21 protein-coding genes are annotated in these 22152 nt (G+C 44.2%); 8 read left to right on the top strand and 13 right to left on the bottom strand.

Annotated elements, in window-relative coordinates; genetic code table 11:
* Positions 1–219: 219 nt before the first annotated feature.
* The gene (locus tag AO382_RS06905; protein ID WP_064619374.1) at positions 220–486 is read right to left on the bottom strand and encodes a GNAT family N-acetyltransferase; all 267 of its coding nucleotides are present in this window, start codon (positions 484–486) and stop codon (positions 220–222) included.
* A 261-nt stretch (positions 487–747) separates the two neighbouring features.
* Between AO382_RS06905 and ettA the strand changes: the two genes are divergently transcribed.
* The 4 genes from ettA (at position 748) to AO382_RS06885 (ending at position 5524) form a co-directional block, all read left to right on the top strand.
* Complete coding sequence (gene ettA / locus AO382_RS06900) at positions 748–2409, top strand: energy-dependent translational throttle protein EttA (protein ID WP_064619365.1); 1662 nt, start codon at positions 748–750, stop codon at positions 2407–2409.
* A 418-nt stretch (positions 2410–2827) separates the two neighbouring features.
* Positions 2828–3637, top strand: a complete 810-nt coding sequence (locus AO382_RS06895) for an FKBP-type peptidyl-prolyl cis-trans isomerase (RefSeq protein ID WP_064619362.1) — start codon at positions 2828–2830, stop codon at positions 3635–3637.
* A gap of 169 nt (positions 3638–3806) precedes the next feature.
* Positions 3807–4457, top strand: coding sequence for a leucine efflux protein LeuE (gene leuE / locus AO382_RS06890; protein ID WP_064619359.1), 651 nt, complete (start codon positions 3807–3809; stop codon positions 4455–4457).
* A gap of 47 nt (positions 4458–4504) precedes the next feature.
* A complete protein-coding gene (locus AO382_RS06885) occupies positions 4505–5524 on the top strand; it encodes a hypothetical protein (RefSeq protein ID WP_227513645.1) in 1020 nt (339 codons plus the stop codon).
* A 112-nt stretch (positions 5525–5636) separates the two neighbouring features.
* Here AO382_RS06885 and AO382_RS06880 read toward each other — a convergent pair whose 3' ends face one another.
* From AO382_RS06880 to AO382_RS06865, 4 genes are all read right to left on the bottom strand, one after another.
* Complete coding sequence (locus tag AO382_RS06880) at positions 5637–6014, bottom strand: rhodanese-like domain-containing protein (protein WP_064619356.1); 378 nt, start codon at positions 6012–6014, stop codon at positions 5637–5639.
* A gap of 96 nt (positions 6015–6110) precedes the next feature.
* Entirely contained in the window at positions 6111–6671 is a 561-nt protein-coding gene (locus tag AO382_RS06875) for a DUF302 domain-containing protein (RefSeq protein WP_064619353.1), read from the bottom strand.
* 175 nt (positions 6672–6846) lie between these two features.
* Positions 6847–7143, bottom strand: a complete 297-nt coding sequence (locus AO382_RS06870) for a hypothetical protein (protein ID WP_064619349.1) — start codon at positions 7141–7143, stop codon at positions 6847–6849.
* Positions 7144–7388: 245 nt separating this feature from the next.
* Positions 7389–8186, bottom strand: a complete 798-nt coding sequence (locus AO382_RS06865) for an acetoin reductase (RefSeq protein WP_064619405.1) — start codon at positions 8184–8186, stop codon at positions 7389–7391.
* A gap of 547 nt (positions 8187–8733) precedes the next feature.
* Between AO382_RS06865 and AO382_RS06860 the strand changes: the two genes are divergently transcribed.
* A complete protein-coding gene (locus tag AO382_RS06860) occupies positions 8734–10077 on the top strand; it encodes an FAD-dependent oxidoreductase (RefSeq protein WP_064619346.1) in 1344 nt (447 codons plus the stop codon).
* Positions 10078–10180: 103 nt separating this feature from the next.
* Here the strand turns inward: AO382_RS06860 and AO382_RS06855 are convergent, their stop codons facing one another.
* Positions 10181–11209, bottom strand: a complete 1029-nt coding sequence (locus tag AO382_RS06855; protein ID WP_064619343.1) for a bifunctional nicotinamide-nucleotide adenylyltransferase/Nudix hydroxylase — start codon at positions 11207–11209, stop codon at positions 10181–10183.
* Positions 11210–11380: 171 nt separating this feature from the next.
* Between AO382_RS06855 and nfuA the strand changes: the two genes are divergently transcribed.
* Positions 11381–11992: a Fe-S biogenesis protein NfuA gene (gene nfuA / locus AO382_RS06850; protein WP_064611716.1), complete on the top strand. Its 612-nt coding sequence runs from the start codon at positions 11381–11383 to the stop codon at positions 11990–11992.
* Between the two features lie 43 nt (positions 11993–12035).
* On the opposite strand, the gene AO382_RS06845 is transcribed toward nfuA, so the two are convergent.
* The 3 genes from AO382_RS06845 to AO382_RS06835 form a co-directional block, all read right to left on the bottom strand.
* Positions 12036–13037 carry an adenosine kinase gene (locus tag AO382_RS06845; protein WP_064619340.1) on the bottom strand — a complete coding sequence of 334 codons (1002 nt, stop codon included), beginning with the start codon at positions 13035–13037 and terminating at the stop codon, positions 12036–12038.
* A gap of 134 nt (positions 13038–13171) precedes the next feature.
* The gene (locus AO382_RS06840) at positions 13172–13621 is read right to left on the bottom strand and encodes a universal stress protein (RefSeq protein ID WP_049237512.1); all 450 of its coding nucleotides are present in this window, start codon (positions 13619–13621) and stop codon (positions 13172–13174) included.
* A 90-nt stretch (positions 13622–13711) separates the two neighbouring features.
* Entirely contained in the window at positions 13712–14362 is a 651-nt protein-coding gene (locus tag AO382_RS06835; RefSeq protein ID WP_064619337.1) for a histidine phosphatase family protein, read from the bottom strand.
* A gap of 164 nt (positions 14363–14526) precedes the next feature.
* On the opposite strand from AO382_RS06835, the gene AO382_RS06830 reads away from it, so the two are divergent.
* Positions 14527–17493 carry an insulinase family protein gene (locus AO382_RS06830; RefSeq protein WP_064619334.1) on the top strand — a complete coding sequence of 989 codons (2967 nt, stop codon included), beginning with the start codon at positions 14527–14529 and terminating at the stop codon, positions 17491–17493.
* An 85-nt stretch (positions 17494–17578) separates the two neighbouring features.
* Here the strand turns inward: AO382_RS06830 and AO382_RS06825 are convergent, their stop codons facing one another.
* Positions 17579–18799, bottom strand: coding sequence for an NAD(P)/FAD-dependent oxidoreductase (locus AO382_RS06825; RefSeq protein ID WP_064619331.1), 1221 nt, complete (start codon positions 18797–18799; stop codon positions 17579–17581).
* A 156-nt stretch (positions 18800–18955) separates the two neighbouring features.
* Here AO382_RS06825 and pgsA point away from each other — a divergent pair, with 156 nt between their 5' ends.
* Entirely contained in the window at positions 18956–19615 is a 660-nt protein-coding gene (gene pgsA / locus AO382_RS06820; protein ID WP_064611722.1) for a CDP-diacylglycerol--glycerol-3-phosphate 3-phosphatidyltransferase, read from the top strand.
* A gap of 41 nt (positions 19616–19656) precedes the next feature.
* Here the strand turns inward: pgsA and AO382_RS06815 are convergent, their stop codons facing one another.
* From AO382_RS06815 to nadR, 3 genes are read right to left on the bottom strand one after another with little or no spacing between them, the layout of a single operon-like run.
* A complete protein-coding gene (locus AO382_RS06815; RefSeq protein WP_064619328.1) occupies positions 19657–20112 on the bottom strand; it encodes a DUF962 domain-containing protein in 456 nt (151 codons plus the stop codon).
* Positions 20113–20160: 48 nt separating this feature from the next.
* A complete protein-coding gene (pnuC, locus tag AO382_RS06810) occupies positions 20161–20922 on the bottom strand; it encodes a nicotinamide riboside transporter PnuC (protein WP_064619325.1) in 762 nt (253 codons plus the stop codon).
* Entirely contained in the window at positions 20912–22012 is a 1101-nt protein-coding gene (gene nadR, locus AO382_RS06805) for a multifunctional transcriptional regulator/nicotinamide-nucleotide adenylyltransferase/ribosylnicotinamide kinase NadR (RefSeq protein WP_064619322.1), read from the bottom strand. Before nadR ends, pnuC begins: the two co-directional genes overlap by 11 nt.
* Positions 22013–22152: the final 140 nt, after the last annotated feature.

Below are 22152 nucleotides of genomic sequence, written 5' to 3'. Positions count from 1 at the left end.
TGTACGGTTGGTATGATGCTGATATGCTATTATACAGCAGTTGGTATGATGATGAAATCAGTCATTGATATGACATTATACCATCAATTAACAGCACTGATAACTAAAAATCAACGATCATTAAAATCAAAGTGCGACACTTGAGACTGTTTAAGTCATCAGACCGACGATGTTGATTAATAAAGCCACAAAATCAGCGGTATTTTGGGTTGATCAGTTTTATTTTGTGTGCTGCTTATTGATGTAATGTGCCACAAAACTACAACTTGGTATGATGGTTTTGTTATTTTGATTGGCATATTGAACAGCGTATTTCACCAATGCCGTACCAACACCACGACCGCCTAACTGTGGCGGAACAAAAGTATGATGATAATTTAGCGTATTATCATCAATAATGGCATAGCTTAGATACGCAGTATGCCCATCAATGGTAGTTTCAAAACGCTGTATGTCGGGGCTGTGGGTGATAGTTGGGTTTGTCATGATGATTACTCCTTGGACTTGTTTTATCTGTGTTAATCTGATTGTATCAGATCATACTAGCATAAAATCAATATGATTAAAATAATCTGTTAATTTTTATACAAAAATGCCATGTTAATCAAATGAAGTGCGATGTAAATATCTTGCCCCACTTTCTAAAGCATGCGATAATAAAGCATTGACTTGTTTTACTTTTTATCTTAACTATTTTTAGTAATCATTGAACTCAATCCAATCAAAATAAACTAACTAAGGCTTATTATGGCTCAATACATCTACACCATGAACAAAGTGTCAAAACTTGTTCCGCCAAAGCGTGAAATTTTAAAAGACATTTCATTGTCCTTTTTCCCAGGTGCCAAAATTGGCGTGCTGGGTCTAAATGGTGCTGGCAAATCCACGCTGCTGCGTATCATGGCGGGTGTGGATACAGAATTTAGCGGTGAAGCACGAGCAGCAACAGGCATTAAAATTGGCTATCTGCCCCAAGAACCACAGCTTGACCCTGCCAAAGATGTGCGTGGCAATGTGGAAGATGGTGTGCGTGAGGCTTTAGATGCCCTAGAACGCCTAAACCAAATCTATGCTGAATATGCCGAGCCTGATGCTGATTTTGACAAATTGGCAGCCGAACAAGGCAAAATGGAAGACATCATTCAAGCGTGGGACGCTCATAACCTAAACACTCAGCTAGAAAAAGCCGCCGATGCCCTTCGCCTGCCGCCGTGGGATGCTGATGTGTCTAAGCTGTCAGGCGGTGAAAAACGCCGTGTTGCTTTGTGTCGTTTGCTGTTGTCCAAGCCTGACATGCTACTTTTGGATGAACCGACCAACCATTTGGATGCAGAGTCTGTGGCATGGCTTGAACGCTTCTTAAAAGATTATTCTGGCACGATTGTGGCGATTACGCACGACCGCTATTTTCTTGACAATGTCGCTGAGTGGATTTTGGAGCTAGACCGTGGTTATGGCTATCCTTACCAAGGCAACTACACCGAGTGGCTAGAACAAAAAAATAAACGCCTAGAACAAGAACAAAAACAAGAAGAGGCCTTTGCCAAGGCACTAAAACAAGAGCTAGAATGGGTGCGTAAAAACCAAAAAGGTCAGCAAGCCAAATCCAAATCTCGCCTAGAACGCTTTGAGGAGATGAACTCACGAGAGTTTCAGCAGCGTAACGAAACGGCGGAGATTTATATTCCGCCAGGACCACGCCTTGGCAATAAAGTCATTGAGGTGAATAACATCTCAAAATCTTTTGATGGACGCTTGTTGTACGAAAACTTATCATTTACTGTGCCACCCATGGCAATTGTCGGCATTGTGGGCCCAAATGGTGCTGGCAAAACCACACTTTTTAACATGATTACAGGTAAAGACACGCCAGATACAGGCACAGTAGAGGTTGGCGAGAGCGTGAAAGTTGCCTATGTGGGGCAGGTCAGAGATGAGCTGGATGATAAAAAAACCGTGTGGGAGGAGGTCTCAGATGGGCTTGACATGATTACTGTGGGTGAGTATACCACACCAAGCCGTGCCTATATCGGACGCTTTAACTTTAAAGGGCAAGACCAACAAAAACTCGTTGGTAACTTATCAGGCGGTGAGCGTAACCGCTTGCAACTTGCCAAGACCCTAAAACAAGGGGCAAATGTCATCTTACTGGATGAACCATCCAACGACCTTGATGTGGAGACCTTGCGTGCCTTAGAAGATGCGGTGCAGGTATTCCCTGGTACGGTCATGGTGGTGTCGCATGACCGTTGGTTCTTGGACCGTATTTGTACGCACATTTTGTCATTTGAGAACGAAGTGCCAGAGTTTTTTGATGGTAATTATAGCGAATATGAAAAATGGCGTAAAGAGCGACTTGGGGCAGATGCCACGCCTAAGCGGATGAAGTATAAGAAGATTGGTGGGTAGGGCTTGATGACTATATAGGTGATTTAAAGTTACTTTGTCGTAGCCCTAACAAAAAACCTGTCTAAAGTCTTAGGCAGGTTTTTTGTTACTATGATGACTGTCTTAATACCCAAAAGCAATACTGTCATTAAAAATTTGCACAGATGGATAAATTGGGCAAGATAGGAAAAAATCTTTTTTTGAAATGATACCGCTTAGCCCAAGAGATTAAATGGTTGTGGGCGTGTTTTATCAGAAGCCATAAGTAAGAATATTCACAAGAACGATACAAGATTTTTATCAAATCTGCTTCAAAAACCTTACTTAAGGCATGGTAAACGATGGTAATTTTTGGTATGATTAGCCAACTTTATTCATACCACACTTTTTTATATTACATCACTTTTTATATTACATAGAAATCATACAGAGACCATTTATGAAAAAACATGCATTGGTTGCCACCATGGCAGCAACATTGATTTTGGTAGGCTGTCAAAAAGACACTTCAGCTTCGCTGCCTAAAGCAGGCGAAAAGTCAACCGTCGTTAGCGATAAAAGCACAGAGATTGAACAAGTCAGCTATGTGTTTGGCTATGACGCAGGCGAGTCTATGAAAAAAATTGAAGAAAATTTAGACATTGATATTTATATCAAAGCGTTTAAAGATGGCTATGCGGGTGTTGAGAGTGCGTTAACCAAAAAGCAGATTCAAACATTGGGTCAAGCATATGAAAAGCGTAAAACCGAAGAAGCTATTCAAAAACAACAACAAGCTGCCGTTACCAATAAGGCTGACGGTGAAAAGTTTTTGGCTGAAAACGCTAAAAAAGATGGCGTAAAGACAACACCATCAGGTCTTCAATATAAAGTCATTACTGAGGGTACGGGTAAATCTCCCACGGCCAAAGATGGTGTTTATGCAGCTTATGAAGGCAGATTGATTGATGGTACGGTGTTTGATTCATCTGAAGGTGAGGCCGTACCATTCATGCTAAGTCAGGTCATTGAAGGCTGGTCTGAAGGCTTGCAACTGATGAAAGAAGGTGGCAAATATGAGCTGTATGTTCCAAGCCAAATGGCATACGGTGAACACGGTATGCACAATGCTGGCATTGGTCCAAACAGCGTTTTGGTCTTTGTGATTGACCTAAAAAAAGTTTCTGATGAAAAAGCCATAGCTGCCGAACAGCAGGCAATCATTGATGCTCAAATGCAAGCCATTCAAGAATCGCAAGGTCAACGATAGCCTTTAGTCGTATTGGCATTGACTCAAAAATTGCAAAAAATTGCAATCGCCCCAAAAGTTAGATAATTTTTGGGGTATTTTTATGACTAAAATTTACGAAATAATTGCAAGTAAAAAATAAATTCGCTATAGTGGGCAAATTTTGATAAGCTGTTAATACGGATGAGTAATGTTCGGTACAATCAATTTATTGACTTATTTTTTGGCGGTGGTTGTGGTCATCATTTTGCCGGGTCCGAACAGTTTGTATTGCCTATCAGTGTCGGCATCGCATGGCCATACAGCAGGTTTGCGAGCAATCGCAGGCGTTTTACTTGGCGATCTCATACTGATTATGGCAACAGTTTTTGGTGTGGGTGCCATGCTGAAGCAATATCCACAAGTTTTTGATGTCATCAAACTGATTGGTGGTACTTATTTGGCTTATATCGGTACTCGCTTGATTATCGGAGCTTACCATACCTTTAAAAATCGCCAAGCTATCATGAGGTCAAAGTTATCAATCAAGCCACCAAAAAAACAAAATTATTTTTATCGTTCGCTCAGTCTTAGCGTAACCAACCCTAAAGCGATTTTATTTTTTCTGTCGTTTTTTGTACAATTTGTTGACCCAAATTATGATAAACCATGGCTAAGCTTTTTGGTGTTGGCGGTGATTTTACAGATGGTAAGTGTTAGCTATTTGACTTTATTGGTGTATGCTGGCAAGGCGTTGGCTGAAAAATTTTCAAAACGCCCCGTCTTGAGTAGCCTTGCGATGTTTAGTGCTGCGATGTTATTTATTGGGTTTGGGGTGAATATGTGGACAAGTCAGTTGTAACTTTGCCAATCAATTGGCGGCTGATGGATGAGAATGTAGGGGTTTTGATGCGATTTAAATATGTTATGATTTACGCGCTGATGATGAGCGCGGCGCCGATCGCCTTGGCAAATGAGTCAAATACTCAAGCCAATGACACTCCGCTGCAGACCGAAACGGAGGATCAGACTCCTGATCAAGACCAGGCAGGGTGGGTTGATGAAAATCATCAGAACTTCAAAGACTGGCTTCAAGACAGTGCGGATAATATTGATGGTTGGTTTGGTGAAAAAAGATCAAAACAATCTGCCAGAGCCAGTTTACGCGTGATGGTAGATACGACCTGGAATGAGTATGATGGCACCAAAATCAAGCCGCGCGTGCGAGGTCGAATCAAGCTGCCAACCCTTGAAAATCGCCTTAGTTTGGTTTTTGGTGATGATTCATTGGATTATGAAACCCGTGATGGTGCATTGAGTGATGATCGTACAGTTATGCCAAATGCTAATGATCGCCGATACGATCGCCGTGAAACACGAGAGAATAACTCTTCTTTGGCACTCAGATGGTCTAAATTTCGTCGTAATAAAGATATTGATATAGATTTGGGCGTCAGGTCAAATGATGTCTATATCCGTGCCAAAGCCGAAAAAAAATGGGAAATGTCGCATGATATTACGATGCGTTTTGAGCAAATGTATCGTTATGGCTCACATACAGAACATACCGCTGTTTCAACGCTTGAGTTCACTCAGCCACAATCTGAGCATAGTGATTTGGTCAGTCGTAGCCAGCTGCATTATACCCACAAAGGAGAGGAAAATCTTTATTGGCACAGCAGTTTATTTCAGCGTCATGTTATGCCTGTCAAACATGGCCAATCAGAGCTAAATTATGGTTTATATGTGGGCGGTAATATCCAAGATAAAAAAGTATACCTAAATACTTACGGACCTTATGCAGGCTATCGCCAACCTGTATGGCGACCATGGCTATTCTTACAAACTGATGTGAGTTACTACAACAGTAAACACGACGCTCGCAGTCATCACGCATCCATCTTTGGGCGTGCCGAAGTTATTTTTTAAAGTTGTTTTTTAATACATTAGATTTTAAAATCACTATCACCAAAAAATAACTGGCACGCTAATTTTATAAGCTTATGGCTGCTCTTACCGTCTTATTGGCATCTGCCAACCATCAACGATAACCTTTCTCATACAAGTCTTGATAACCGCCATGGTTAACCACATTGGTATAGCCCATTTCTAAGAGTGTCTTGCGAGCCACCTCAGCACGGCGACCAGAACGACAGTACAAATTGATGGGGGCGTTTTTATTCGGCTCAATGGCTTCAATACGGCTTGCGATTTGGTCGGGCGTGATGTTTAATGCCCCTTGTAAATGCCCATTGGCATACTCTTCAGCACTACGAACATCAATCCACACACCCAAGGCTTTGGCAGGGGGCTGGCTGATGGCGGTTGTTGTGGTTGGATTTTGAGCGGTGGCATTGAATGAGCAGGCACTTAAGCCAAAAGTTGCCACGGATAATGCCAATAAAACGGCGTGTTTCATCATCGTCTCCTGATGGAATGGATTGATTGTGAAGTTATTAAAATTAAAAGCTATTAAAACTAAAAGTTATTAAAACTAAAAGTTATTAAAATATCACTATTGGGTTACGGTTTTTTCAATCAATTTTTCAGCATTGGCAAGCGTGTCTTTGACATCATCAAAGTCAATCTGACTGCCTGCTATCAGTGCGTGCGTGTCTTCAAAGCTGACCCAAACCTGACCATCTGTTTCGGTAACCAGCACTTTAAGGGGTAATTTTAACGCAAAATGAGGGTCTTTTTTCATCAATGGCGTGCCTGCTTTTGGTGTGCCAAAAACGATGACTTTGGCAGGCTGCATGTCCAAATCCACTTGTTGGGCAGCGTGCTGGTGGTCAATGGTGGCAAAGATGGTCATGTTTTTATCTTTAAAAGCAGACTGCAAGCGACTGACGGTGTCATTAAAATCATAACGGCTGGCGATGGTTTTGGTGGTGTGTGTTGTGTTCATGGCGTGATGCTCCATGGTTTGGGTGGGCATGGTTTTAGCAGAGCTGGGTTGCGATGCCAGATGGCTGCCACAAGCGGTCAATGCCATCATGGCAGTCAACGACATCACCATGGGCAAAGCAAACCGCTTGGTTTTTTTAACTGAGTGTTTCACTGAGTGTACTGTCATAAATCATGTCTCCATTTTTAATCATATACGACCTATTGTCTGCCCAAAATAAAACGAATACAGCATCATACTAACTCAAAGTATTATTGATACAAATTCACTCGCCTGCCTTATCTTAACTTTATTTTGGATTTACGATATATTAACGCTTATCAAGCGAATAAAGCGTCTAATTTTAGGAAAAATTTTCTTTTAGGGCGTTAGCAACAAAGTCAATGCAACTTTGTGGGTCATCAAATACTTTGTTATCTAAATCCACAGAGTGAGAGTGGGTATCTAATATATAAAAACTTTCGTCAGGCTTACTATCAACAAAAGAACATTGTAAAGAAAAAGTGTCTAATCTAAATAACTGACCTTTAAAACCATGACCAGATTTAAGCACCTCAAGCCGATAAACCAAGCCATCATCATCGGTATCAATGACATCAAATACAACGACTCTAACCACTTCTGCATAACCTATTGGCATCTAAAACACCTTAAATTTTTTATGATACCAAACCATTCAAAATCAACATATCATGGTAAGTCTATGATTTATGGGCAATTTTAGTTAATAAAACAACCTTTGAATGATTCACAAAAAGTATTATCCACAAAAAGCATTGGGCAACTCTCCCAATGCTTTTTTTTTAATGTTGCTTTCAATGTCGCCAATGTTATTATGTCAGTCATCACATTGTCAATTATCTAAACACCATTATCTAAATACCATTATCTAAACACCATGCCACCATCGGTCAGTATGGTTTGACCTGTGATGTAATCGGCATCTTTGGACGCTAAAAATGACACCAAGTTGGCAACATCTTCTGGCTGTTGTGGGCGACCAACCAAGATGCCTTGGGTAAACTCTTTCCATGCTTGTTTTGGTTCATAGCCTTTATGCTCAACAAAAGCAGCATCAATACGCTCCCACATCGGCGTGTCAGCAACCCCTGGGCAATAAGCATTGACACGGATATTATGCTCGGCAAGCTCTTTGGCGGTAGAATGGGTGAACGAACGCACCGCATGCTTGGTGGCACTGTATAAGCTTAGCATCTCATAAGATTCATGTCCTGCAATGCTGCACGCATTGATGATTTTGCCGATGCCGTCTTGTTTTTTCATCTGCTCAGCCGCCGCTTGTGTGCCAAAAATCACGCCTTTAATGTTCACCCCAAGCACACGGTCAATCTCTTTTTCTTCAATTGCCAAAAATGGCTCAACCGACTCAACCCCTGCGTTATTGACAAACACATCTATCTGTCCAAATGCCTTAACCGCTTCATCGACCAAGCGGATTTGGTCGTCTTTTTTAGAGGCATCACCAACAACGCTGATGCTCTCATAGCCTGCTTTGTCAAATTCATCTTTGGCTGTTTTTAAATTGTCTTCGCTGATGTCATGCAACACCACTTTAAAACCATCTTTTGCCAAACGAGTGGCAATGGCATTGCCCAAACCTGCGGCAGACCCTGTTACGATGGCAACTTTGCCGTTATTTTGTTGATTGTTTTGTGTGGTCATCATGTTATCCTCATATTAATGTGTGATAAACAAATAAGTAAATTTTTATTGAAGCTCTTAACTTAAATTCTTAACTTAAATTTAAAATTTAACCAAATCTAAGCCAAATGATTGATTTAAGTGGGCAGTATTTTTAAGCAGGCAACTACTTTTAAGCAGGCAACATTGCTAAACTAAGCTATGTCATTTAAAAAAGCCACTTAAAAACAACAAAAAATTCACTTACGCCTTGATTATAACAACCAATCATTTTTAAAACAGGCATGATGCGTTATTGGCTTGTGTTGTTTATGTAACAGTGCTTGAAACAACCTTAATAATTGGTTGATAAAAGGTGATTGGATTATTATTTGGCTGGATAACCATGCTCAATTTGGGTAAAATCTAAAGTCTTGGCTTAGGTTTGGTTTTAACTTAAGTTCGGTTTTTTAGGTTGTTTAATTTCAGCTCGCCTGTTTAACTTGTTCGTTTATTTAACTGAGTTAGTTTGGTTTAACAGCCATTTTGGTTTATTTTCATTTTTTTAGGGCTTTTTTAAGGGTAAGTTATGACAAATTCTCACAATATCCGCCACACTGAGCATCTCATCATCGGTTTTGGTAAAGCAGGGAAAACTTTGGCTCAAACCCTTGCTAAAGCAGGTAAAGAGGTCATCTTGGTAGAAAAATCTGCCGATATGTATGGGGGTACTTGCATTAATATTGGGTGTATTCCATCAAAAAAATTGGCATTTTTATCACATGAGCGTGATGTGTCATTAAGCGATGCCATTGCCCGTAAAAATCAACTGATTGCTAAGCTCAATCAAGCCAATTTTGATAAAGTCAATGAATTAGATAACGCCACGGTCATCACAGGTGAAGCCAGTTTTATTGATGATAAGACCGTGCAGGTGACGACAGCTGATGACACTCTAAAAATCACCGCTGACCACATTCATATCAATACAGGGGCATATAATTGGCAACCACCCATTGATGGGCTAAAAGACAGCAAATTTGCCCATGACAGCACCAGCATCATGCAGTTAACCCAATTGCCAAAACAGTTGGTCATCATCGGTGGGGGATATATTGGGTTGGAATTTGCCTTTATCTTTGCTGGGTTTGGCAGTGTGGTCACGATTTTAGAAACTGCCGATACTTTTTTACCAAAAGAAGATGCTGACATTCGCCAAAATTTGTTGGGCATCATGGCAAACAAACAAATCACTGTCAAAACCAAGCAACAAATTAAGCAGGTTAAGGATGCCAACAATCATGCGATGGTTGTAACTGAAGATGGGGAATTGATGGCAGATGCGATTTTGGTGGCAACAGGTCGTCGGGCAAATACGCAAGGGTTAGACCTTGATAAAGCAGGCGTCATATTGACGGATAAAGGCAACATTGCCGTTAATGATAGGCTACAAACCAGCGTGCCACATATCTATGCGATGGGTGATGTGGCAGGCAGTCCACAGTTTACTTATATTTCCTTGGACGATTATCGGGTGGTCAAAAGTCAAGTGTTGGGTGATGGCACATATACCACAAAAGGACGCACTTTTGCCTATGCGGTGTTTACCAATCCACCGCTTGCCAATGTTGGCATGACCGAGCAAGTTGCCAAGGAGCAAGGGCATGCCGTTAAGACGGCTGTTTTAGAGGCGGTCAACATTCCCAAAGCCAAAATCTTAGAGCAAACCGATGGACTATTAAAGGCGGTGATTGATGCCAAAACCGATAAAATACTGGGCGTGCAGTTGTTATGTGATAATGCCCATGAGTTGATTAACTTTATGGATTTGGCAATTCGTCAGGGTCTGACTTATCAAGAGGTTAGGGATTATATTTTCACTCACCCAACGATGAGCGAAGCGTTAAATGAGTTGTTTGCCCAGTTTGGGTAAGTATTTTCGTTGCAAGTGTATGATTGCACGGTTTATTGGTATTTTTAATATCAGTTTAAGATGTGGCAAAAAGCCACATCTTAAACTTTGCATGTTATCGCAGTCAAATTTTAAGTAACTGACAGATGATACCATAATGGTCTTCAAACATCTGTACCGCATTTAGTTTGGATAAAGGTAGCCAAAAGGCACGATTTGCGTCATCACCAGCTTGGATATCAGGTAGGGTTTGCCGCTTTGGTAGCTCAAAATAATACACCATCGTCACCGTACGAGCTCTTTGGCTGCGTTTGGGCTCATCAAACAAAGTCGCTGTTATCAGGCTGTTTTTGAGTAAGCTGATATCTAGATTTGTTTCTTCTTGAACTTCTCTCAAACATGCTTGATAAAAATCTTCATTAGTATCCACAAAACCGCCAGGTAAAGCGTACAGTCCTTGCCCATATTCACCGCCACGCTCAATAAGCAAAATATGCCCCGATTGCACAATCAGTGCATCGCTGGTGATGAAGTTGGGTGGATAAGGTGCTGTCTGCCAAGCTGCTTGATAGGCTTGAATGTGCTGATACTCTTGCTTAAGATAATGATAGCTATCCGTGCGCTCAAACACATCTAAAAACTCGCCACTGGCAGCAGTCAGCCTCTCAAATGCGGTGGACTTTTTATCCAAATCATCACCAAAATACGCTTTTCTGATCGGCGTGGCGGACAGCCCTTGAAAATTATCTACCTCAAAGCTGTCATACTGGGGAAAAAGATGCAGATAATATGAGCTTTCGTCTTTGGTGTGCCCGATGATGCCGATGCGTTTTTGGGCGCTGTCGCCTGTCATGCTCGTTATGGCGCGCTGCACACCGATCAGCCATTTATTATCATTATAAGTGGCGTCGTTAATGGGGACGCAGTGTATACGCTCACGCTCAATTTCGCCAAAACTATTTAAAATCATGGTGCGCCGCTCATCGGCAGTGAACGGATTTTTTGGGGTGCGTGGTGCGTTCGCCGAGCCAATCAAAACAATCACCCGATCTGCGTGCGCCAGTGCCTGCATCACGACATGATGATGACCTTGGTGAAATGGCTGAAACCGCCCAATAAAAACCAAATAATCAAACTGCCGTGCTGAGTGCATATTTTTATCCAAAATTAAAAAAAGTTGGGTTGATAAAGTTAGGCTATGTTACCATATAGGATAAAGATTTGCATGATTTGTTGCTTAGGGTTCAATAGTGCCATCGCTTGATGGGCTTGATTTGGGCTTAAGCCATGTTATTTTGACAGGATAATTAAAAAGAGAGTTGCCATGAGTGAAGCGTTAACCAGTAATATCAAAATTACCGAATCCGCCCAAGAGTATTTAGCCGATTTGCTTGCCAAGCAAGAAGAAGAGGGGATTGGTGTGCGTATTTTTGTGGAACATGCAGGCACGCCCCGTGCCGAGTGCTGCATGAGCTACTGTCAGCCTGATGAAGTTGATGAGGAAGATTTGCACATTGATTATGCCAAATTTACCGCCCATATTGATGCTGATAGCATTCCTTATCTGCATGATGCGGTGATTGATTATAATAAAGATCGCTTTGGTGGTCAGCTGACTTTCCGCGCGCCCAACTCAAAAGTGCCACAAGTCGGCGAAAATGCCAGCATCGAAGAGCGTATTAATTATGTGCTGCAATCAGAAATTAACCCCAATCTTGCCAGTCATGGCGGTTCGGTAGATTTGTTGGAGGTGATTGAAGATGAAGCAGGATTAACAGCTGTTTTGAAATTTGGCGGCGGTTGCCAAGGGTGCTCGGCGGTTGATGTGACTTTACGCCAAGGGGTGGAAGTGCAGTTAAAACAACAAATCCCAGAACTTACCCAAGTGGTAGACGATACCGACCACAGCGTCTCGGACAACGCATATTATAAATAATTTGAATAAAGCCCCCTTTGATGATCGTCAAAGGGGGTTTGTCTTATATGGCAGAATCTTTAATGGCTTGATAGTCTTTAACGAGCAGGCGTGGACCAAACTGACTGACAACCGCAGAGGCCACCGCAGCAGCTAAGCGGCCGCAGCTTGGCAAGTCCAAACCTTGGGATAAACCGTATAAAAAAGCACCGGCATAGTTATCACCTGCACCATTGGAGTCAATGACTTGGCTGACAGCGACACTCTCAATGCTGTGCTCGATGATGCCATTATCGCCGCGGCAGGCTATGGTCGTAGGCTTGTCGGAATTGGTGATGACCACCAAGTCGCTGTATTTAAGCAGTGCATTGACAGAGTCGGCATCGCCATCCGCCTCGGCAAACAGTGCTGCTTCATCAGCATTACAGAACACGGCATCCACACCTCGGCTTAGCATGGCAGTCAGCCCATCTTTGGCAAATTTAACGACGGCAGGATCAGCAAAGCTCACTGCAATCTTAGCGCCAGCAGCGCGCGCCTGTTTGTGCATCTCGCCAAGTGCTTCGCTGATAGAAGGCGACATGGCTAGATAGCCTTCTAAATACAGCCACTTTGCACCCATCAGCGTCTGAAAATTAATATTGGTAGCGTCAATCTCGCTGCTTGCCCCCAAGTGGGTCTGCATCGTGCGCTCTCCGTCTGGTGTCACCAGTACGGCGCAGGAGCCCGTCGTGCCATTGACTTGTACGGCATAATCAGCATCTGTATCGACGCCAGAGTCTGCCAAATCTCCCAAATAAAAATCACCCATATCATCACCCCCGACTCGGCAGTGATAATAAGCACGACCACCCAAAGCTGCAAATGCCACGGCTGCCGAGCCGCCGCCAGCTTGTTTGGCAGGTTTTAGATTTTGTTCATCCAGCTTAGCAAACAGCGCGTTTTGGGTTTCGGTATCTGCCAGTGTCATATTACCGCGGGTTAAACCTGTGGCATCTAAAGCATCATCAGATAGGGTAAACTCAGTATCAACCAAGGCATTGCCGATGGCAACTACATCATACATGGAGTATTCTCTTTGAATTGTGGGTGGATGGTTGATTGATGCCATTAGATTAGCATTAATCAGTGATTTAATACAAATTAAAATAAGCCATCTGATCGTCACAATCAAACGACTTAATTTATGAGATGTCAGGATCAGTCGGCGGCTAATTGAACGACCAATAGATCGCTTTCAACATCAGGCAAGATGCTATCAGCAGTCGCGCCAGCAATCCACGCTGACAGACCTGTTCGCTTATGGCGACCAATCACCACTAAGTCCACCGCATGCGCTCGGCAATAATCAACAATGCCTTTACGCCCTGAGATGGCGGTCTTGATATTGACATGGTGCGCCTGTAAGTGGTTACGCGCAAGCACTTCTGCTAGGCGTACACGAGCTTTTTGGCAGCGTTCATCGTCGATTTGTTCGTGCAAGGCTGACGCAGGGATCAGCTCATACCCAAAGCCAAGCATGGTCTCTTCGACGATGTGTAAAACCGAAAGCTGAGCTTGTGGTTCTGACTCCAAAATCCATTTGGCTTTTTGAGCGACCAAGTCGGTGTCGTCTTTTAGGTCGGTCACGAGTAATACATGCTGATACATCACTTTCTCCTTAGTTTGCCAAGCCGTTGGGTTGGTTTTAGTATATCAAAAGCTTGGTGATAAATCATCTTGGATTTGCTAAATTTTACCTTACATGATCATGCTTTTGTCATTGTCATCGCTATGGAGCTTGCCAATCTGTTCGCCATTATTTGAGATGGTCAGCAGATACACATCGCAGTTATTTGGGCGGACAGCCAGCTCATACGCAGCAAAGGCGCGCTTATCATGGACTTTTTGACCATCGGCATGAAGCAGCTGCCAAATGAGCATCCCAATCCACATGCCATGGGTAAAGACCACATAATCGCCATCATCCATCTGGGCAAAAGCTTGTCTGGCGGTCTTGACGCGCGTTACGAATCCATCAAAAGAGTCCGTCTGATCGCTGTCACGATGGGCGTTATCGGTTGCCCAAAATTCATCTGCCATCACACGAATTTCGGCTAAGCACTTTCGCTCAATCCTTTGAAAATCGAGCATATTAAACTCTTGGAGCGCATCAATGAGCTGACTTTCACGCCCAAGCTTAGTCAAATAAGGCTTGGCGGTCTGTGCGGTACGAATATATGGCGACACAAACACCGCTTGTGGATTGGGCAGCATTTTTATGAGCTTTGTGCTGAGTGATTCGGCTTGCTTGATGCCCAGTTCGGTCAGATTGATGAGATGATTTTGGTTGATGATAATGCCTGCGTTGGATTCACTTTGGGCATGACGGATAAGAAAAAATCGTTTCATAGAAAGCTAATATGAGCGCTAAAATTGGCTGTATAAAAATCGCTTAAACAGATGTCTTTGATGGATCAAAGCGCATAAGAGAGCATAATTATGTTAAAATAACACACTTTTTTAGATAAATATATGACTTAATAAACAGTTTAACCAAAATTTTGGACAATTTCATGACGATACTTCATTCAAGTTTTGAGCTGATCGACAAGCGCAGCATTGAGGCACTTGACATCACCGTTTTGACTTCGCGCCACCTTGCCACTGGTGCCATCCATTATCATTTGGCGTGCGATCATAGCGAAAATGCCCTGATGATTGGCTTTGCGACGCAGCCGATGACATCGCGCGGCGAGGCACACATCCTAGAGCATGTGGTGCTGTGCGGCTCCGAAAAATACCCCGTGCGCGACCCATTTTTTAGTATGATTAAGCGGTCTTTGAATACTTTTATGAATGCGATGACAGCGAGTGATTGGACGGTTTATCCCTTTGCCAGTCAAAATAAAAAAGACTTTTTTAATTTATTGTCGGTGTATTTGGATGCGGTGTTTTTTCCCAATATTCATCCGCTTGACTTTGCTCAAGAGGGTATTCGCGTTGAGATCAATCAAGACAATCAGCCTGAATACCACGGTATTGTATTTAATGAAATGAAAGGGGCGATGAGTGGCGAGATCGATCAGCTGTATTATGCCTTAGCACCGCATCTGTTTCCGACGACGACTTACCACTATAATTCGGGCGGCGATCCTGCCAAGATCCCTGATCTGACACATGAAGATTTGGTGGCGTTTCATCAGGCGCATTATCACCCAAGCAATGCCACTATCATGAGCTTTGGCGATATCGCAGTCGATGACATCCAAGCTAGGATTCATGATGAGGCTTTGTCACGCTTTGATGACATCCAACGACCAGCAAAAGGTAGAAAATTTTCATCTGTGCTTGAAAAGTCTTTGGATGCGCCAATCCAAGTGAATGACACTTACAGTTCAGACAGCGCCGATCAGCAGATGACCCATCATGTACTGGCATGGCTTTTGCCAACGATCACCGATCCACGCCTGCGCCTGTCGCTGCGCTTAGTGGAGGGGGTGCTGTCTGAACACAGCGGCTCGCCTTTGCGTGCGTATTTAGAAAGTCATCCACTTGCGACCGCGCCAAGTCCGCTGCTTGGGCTTGATGACAGTCATTATCAGATGACGTTTTATGCTGGTGTGCGTGGTTCGGAGCCTGAACATGCCGAAGAATTAGAACAGGGGATTTTGGCGTTATTAAACCAAATTGCCGACAATCCAATTTCCCAAGAAGTCATTGAAACCATTTTACATCAAATCGAAATTGATCAGCGTCATATCGGCGGCGATAGCATGCCGTATGGGCTTACCTTGATGCTTGAGGCGTTTAGTACCGCGATTCATGGCGGAGATCCATTGGATGTGTGGCAGATTGATGAGCACTTAGCATGGCTCAAACAAAAAGCCCAAGAGCCAAATTGGGTACAAAATTTGATTCGTGAATATTTGATTGATAATCCGCACCGCATCCGCTTGACGCTGTCGCCCGATACCCAAAAAGCGGCGCGCCTGATTGCTGATGAGCACGCTGCTTTGGCAGCCTTGGATGCGACGCTCAGCGATGATGATAAACAAGTGCTGATCAAGCAGGCTTTGGCATTGAAAGCTCGCCAAGCGGTACCTGATGATATCAGCGTATTGCCAAAAGTGGGGCTTGAAGATGTGCCAAGCCAAGTGGCATTCACTCAAGGCATTAAGACCACGCTGACGGCAGACGATCAAGAATACCCTGTGCATCTGTATCATGCAGGCACCAATGGACTGTATTATTATCAAGTGATCACACCGCTAACCGATGAGATGATAGATCAGGTGATGAATAATCCACTGTTGCCACTGTACTTGACGCTTTTGTCGGAAGTAGGTACCAAAAAATATGACGCGCGGACTTTTCAAGCGGTGCAAGCGTCGCATTCCTCTGGCGTGACAGCGCGCATCAGTCAGCGCACAGATTTGGCAGATCCTCAGAGGCTAAGCAGTTATTTTGTGGTTGCCACGCGCGCATTGAATCGTAAACTTGAAGCCATTGAGCTGGTCAGTGAGGTGGTCAATGACTCAATTTTTAGTGAAACAGACCGCATTCGTGAGATTTTACAGCAAAAGCAAAGCAGCTGGCAGGCTCGGCTGGCTGGAGCGGGGCACGCCTATGCCATGCAGACAGCCTCTCGTCAGATGAGTCGTCAGGCGCGTACCGAATATGCCTACTCTGGCTTGCCTGCATTAGCAGCGCTCAAATCATTTTTGGCATCCGCGCAGTCGGATGAGGCGCTGTGGGACAGTCTATGCCATCGACTCAGTGAGCTGCACCAAGCCTTGATAGGCTTACCAAAGCAGGTGCTGCTTGTGTGTGAAGAGCAGGCAAGTCAAGAGTTATTAAATGAAATCTCAAAGCACATCAATGCACCAAAAGCCGATACATCAGATGAGTGGTCGCATGAGCCGCTTGTATTTGATACATTAAATGGTGTGCGTGAAGATGATGCACCAAAAACCGCTTGGCTGATCTCAACTAATGTCTATCATAATGCCGCAGCTTATCAGGCGACTACTTCAGGGCATGCAGATACGCCAGCTTTGATGGTACTTGCGCCATTTTTGCGTCATGGGTATTTGCATAGTGCCATCAGAGAAAAGGGTGGTGCATATGGCGGCGGCGCCAGTTTTGATAGCAATGCTGCGGCGTTTCGTTTTTATAGCTACCGCGATCCACACTGTGCCGAGACTTTTGCACATTTTGACAAAAGCATTGATTGGCTTTTGGAAAATGAGCACGAGACCGAACAGCTGCACGAAGCGATTTTGGGGATTGTCTCAGGTATGGATAAGCCAGGCTCGCCTGCAGGCGAAGCGGTTAAGTCATGCTTTAGCGAGCTGCATCACCGTGATCAAGCGTGGCAGCAGCAGCTACGTGCCAATATCTTGTCGGTCACTATCGACGATCTAAAGCGTGTGGCAAGAAAATATCTCAAAGATCAGCCGTGCTATAAAGCATCGCTTGCGCCGATGGAATCTGAGTCTGTACTCACTCAGATGGGTTTTGAGATCAAAAAATTGGGCTAGTATTGAGCTAAGTCCGCCAATGCCTACATACACCAAGCCCAAGTTTGGATTTGATAAACTTAGGCTTGGTGTATTCTTAGTGTGATTACCACCGCATGCCAATACTTTCGGCGCACGCATAAGCGCTCGCCCATGCCCAAGCAAAATTGTAACCACCTAGCCAGCCTGTCACATCAAGCACCTCGCCAATGAAATACAAATTTGGCTGCAAGCGTGATTCCATCGTCTTGCCTGACACCTCACGCGTATCAACGCCGCCCAAAGTCACTTCTGCCACACGATAGCCCTCGGTACCGCTTGGTTTGAGTGTCCAAGCATTCAGCTGTGCGCCAATGTGACGGATGATGTCATCTTTTAGATTGGCAAGCTCAATGTCTTGATATGCCTGCCACAAAAGCACCTCAAGTGCCGTGATGAGCTTTTTAGGCAGTAGGGGTATCAGCGCAGTGCGTATCAGCTGCTTAGGGTGGGCGCGCTTGGCATCCAAAAGATACTGGATCATATCTTGGTGTGGTAAAAGATCGATGGTGATGTGCTCACCTAATTGCCAATAGTTTGACAGCTGTAGCATGGCAGGACCTGACAAACCGCGATGCGTAAATAACATCGGCAGTGCAAATGATGCCTTGTCATTATAAGCAACCACATCTAGGCTTAGTCCTGCCAATGACTTGATCATCTCACCTGTTTTATCGGTAAAAGTAAAAGGCACCAATCCTGCACGAGTTGGGATGATTTGATGCCCAAATTGGGTCGCCACTTGATAACCAAAGCCACTGGCTCCAAGTGTCGGAATAGATAAGCCGCCAGTGGCGATCACCAATGAGCTTGCTTGTATGGTGATCGCCAAATCATCGCGCTTGTGATTGGCGCTGACCATAAACCCTGCGTCGTTGGCGCAAATACGCTCAACTGCCGTATCCAGCCGAATCTGAACGCCAGCAGTGCGGCATTCATTGAGCAGCATCGCCAAGATATCTTTGGCGCTGTGCTCACAAAACAGCTGACCATACTCGCGCTCTTGATAAGCCACCTGATGACGATCGACCAATGCGATGAAATCTTCTGGCTGATATTTTGATAAGGCAGATTTGACAAAATGCGGATTTTGGCTGATGAAATGACGCGGCTCAACTTGGCGATTGATAAAATTACATCGCCCGCCGCCAGACATGAGAATTTTTTTGCCAGCTTTATTGGCATGATCAATCACGAGCACCGATTTGCCATACGCGGCTGCATTGAAGGCGCAAAACAGCCCCGAAGCCCCCGCGCCGACGATAAGGGTATCTACACTTATGCTCACAAAAACTCACCGAGGATAAATAAAATAAAAGGCGACTTATGGTAGCATTTTTGGCAGCCAAAAGCACGATTTGAAATCACTGAAATTCAGTAAAATCCATAGCAAATCGCCCAAAAATTCGGTATCATAATACAAATTTATCAAAAACCAAGCTGCATGAGTTCAAATCCACAATCTGAGCAAGTCAAAAAACTCTCAGTATTTAATTTACCTAATAATCTGACCATTGCGCGCATTGTGATGATTCCTTTGTTTGTGGCGATCGCCTATTGGCCGCCAGCGCTTGGCATTGGTATGCCTGCGATTCCTGATAATGCCATCGCGCGCTTAGGGATGATGGATTATAGTGATAGTATGCTTAGGCATTTGATCTTGACGCTGCTGTTCGTTTTGGCGGCGGTGACAGACTGGCTGGATGGTTATTTGGCTCGTCGTATGAATATCACATCGGCGTTTGGGCGGTTCTTGGACCCTGTGGCAGACAAGCTGATGGTCGCCGCTGCGCTGATCGTCCTTGTGCAGTGGCATCCAAATATCGTGATGGCAACGAGCGCGATTGTGATTATTTCGCGTGAGATTGCGGTATCGGCGCTGCGTGAGTGGATGGCCGAGCTTGGTGCGCGCACGAGTGTCGCAGTATCCTATGTCGGCAAACTCAAAACCACATTTCAGATGATTGCCATCACTGTATTTTTGCTCAATTGGCAATCGCTTGAGATGATCGGCTATGTGCTGATGGTCATCGCGGTGATTTTGACGCTTTGGTCAATGATCATTTATCTAAGAGCCGCTTGGCCCTACCTTAAGCAGCCATAAAAAAGCCATCCTAAAAACGGCTTTTTTATGTACCAGCTGAATTATGAGCGGCCCAATGTACTGGTGCGGCGCCAAAGATCATGCATTACCCATGCAGGTCCAATCAACAAAAACTGCAAATCTTCAAAGAATGATGGCTTGGCGCCTTCAATTTTATGACCAATGAATTGACCAATCCAGGCTACCACAAACACGCCCACCCAAAACCAAAACCCCAATCCCAAGCCAAGCAGCGCCATCGTCACACCAACACAAATCGCCATAAATCCTGCCATTAGGATAAATAAACCTGCCGATAAGCGCCAATAAAACCACAACACACCCAAGGCAACCAAAGCAAATAAATAAGGGTGGATCAGAAAAATGAGCGCGACAATGCACAGAAAAATGATCGGCACGCACAGCCAATGAATGCGTTTATTGGTGGGATTTTGGTGACTGATGGCATATTCATCGAGCCAGACATTGAGCGGTTTTTGGCTTGAAAATAGCGACATAACAACTCCTTTTGTTAGCCTATTTGTTTTGATCACTATAGCCAAATTTTAAGGGGATTGCAAGTGGGATAACTGCTCAGAACGGTGCCAGCCATACAGCCCTACAAAGGCATTGATTTGATAGATCACCGTTTGAATGGCAAAAATGGTATTACCAGTCATCAAATTGACAATGAGCCAAACGGCATTCACCAAAATCCACAGCCACCAATTAAATGAGTAGCGTAAAATCATTGCAGCTTGTGCGGTAATGGACAGCACAAACGCCACCACATTAATCCAAAAAAAATCGATCATGCCAAGAAAACGGCTGCCATCATTCTCAATGACGCCGTAGCCAAGTTCGCTAAGCTTGGTATTAATGAGCGGAAATAGCATGAGACCTAGGGCAATAAATCCCAGCGTAATAAGCCAAACATATTTGCTGGCTGATTTTGGGATCATATCGCCATCGGCATCGGTATGACTTGACCAATATTTGACGCCATAGACATGCGTAAAAAAATTAAATAACGGTGCAAGCATCAAACCAACTGCGCCAGACGTCCCTTGAACCACCACCTCGCCTGCCGTTGCGACCATGCCAAGCCCATTGCCAGCGATGTTTTTACGAAAGCTTAGGCTCACCACACAAACTAAGCCGACCACTGAAATGGCAAAATAAAACCAGTCTAAGCGCGTTTGATCAGTGGTTGTCCAAAAGCCGATAAACAGTGCAACCAGTCCGCTGACAAACCAAAGTAGCACCCAGCCTGTCGTCCAATCTTTTTCACCAAAACCTGTGATGTTGTCAAGTATTTCAATTTTCATCAGTTGCCTCCCCTGAAATGCGCCCATTATCTGATAAACTATCTGATAAACTATCTGATAAACTACCCAAAATATGGCGGTCTATCCATGCGATCGCCTGAAGATATCGCGTATGATAATCAGCATCATCAATCGTATGATGACTGATGCCATGACGCGCCAAAATACTCAAAAGCTGCTCAGCAAAGGCACTGCGCTTGGTATCATCTCCCAGTCGGCGCATGCCATCAGCGATCCAAGCGACATTATTATCCAAATAAATCGTAAAATCCATGCGCTGACTTTCGATCAGCGACGCCACCAGTGGATGCGTCCGACCTTCATAGGTCTCACAAAACGCCTGCGTCGTCGCAAAATCGGTATCTATCAAGGTGATGGGTGCAGTCGCAGCATGGATGGCGGTATCAATGGCTTTGGCATGGTTGATGGCAATGGGCACATAGTCGCTGTATTGTAGCGCAAGCTCGCTGCCACCAAGGTGACTGTGAGTGTATAACCGCCCCATTTCAAGCGCCACGCTTGCGCCATAGTGATTGGCAAGCTTATGCACCAAAGTGGTTTTGCCTGAGCTTTCGCCGCCGCCGATGCACACAGTTTGGGTATAAAAATATCGGCAAGCAGGCGCTAAGCGATGAAAGTAAGCCAAAGGCTGTTCAAATATGGCTATGGCATCATCACAAGTTTTGGGCAGGCGGTGTAAAAATGGCGGTGCTTGATCAGGATGGTTTTTGATGCCAATCTTGGCTGACTTATAAGGGATATCAAGTGCTTGACAGATGTCCAAAAATGCTTGCTCATCCAAATGATCGTCATACCGATAATCAAAAGAAATTTTGGGTAACTCTTTGGGTAACTCAAGGCTATCAAAAGTATGAACTTTAACAAATCCAAACGGCTGGCACGCCACTTGAACCCATCGCACCACATCGGCAAGCGTTGGTGTGCGTCCACTGGGGAGCGGCGAGTGGTTGGGTGGGCGCACGATGATGTGCAGTGTGTCAGACAGCCCTGCCGCATGATTGATATCAGCCAGCATCCCAAGGGTGAGCGGTGCAAAATCCCCAATTAAAACGGTATGACTTGGCTGCATTGTCTGACATCCTTGTGAATAATTTTTATAAATTGACAAATTTAAAGATTAAAGTTAAAAAATATTTCAAATAAAATACTTGAGCGCTCTCAGTGTTATCATATCAATGTCATCTGCTGATTACGATAACGCTGTGTAAA

Origin of the sequence: Moraxella catarrhalis (genome assembly GCF_001656295.1) — a bacterium.
In the GTDB taxonomy this organism is placed as follows: domain Bacteria; phylum Pseudomonadota; class Gammaproteobacteria; order Pseudomonadales; family Moraxellaceae; genus Moraxella; species Moraxella veridica.
This window is presented reverse-complemented; position numbering and strand designations above follow the sequence as displayed.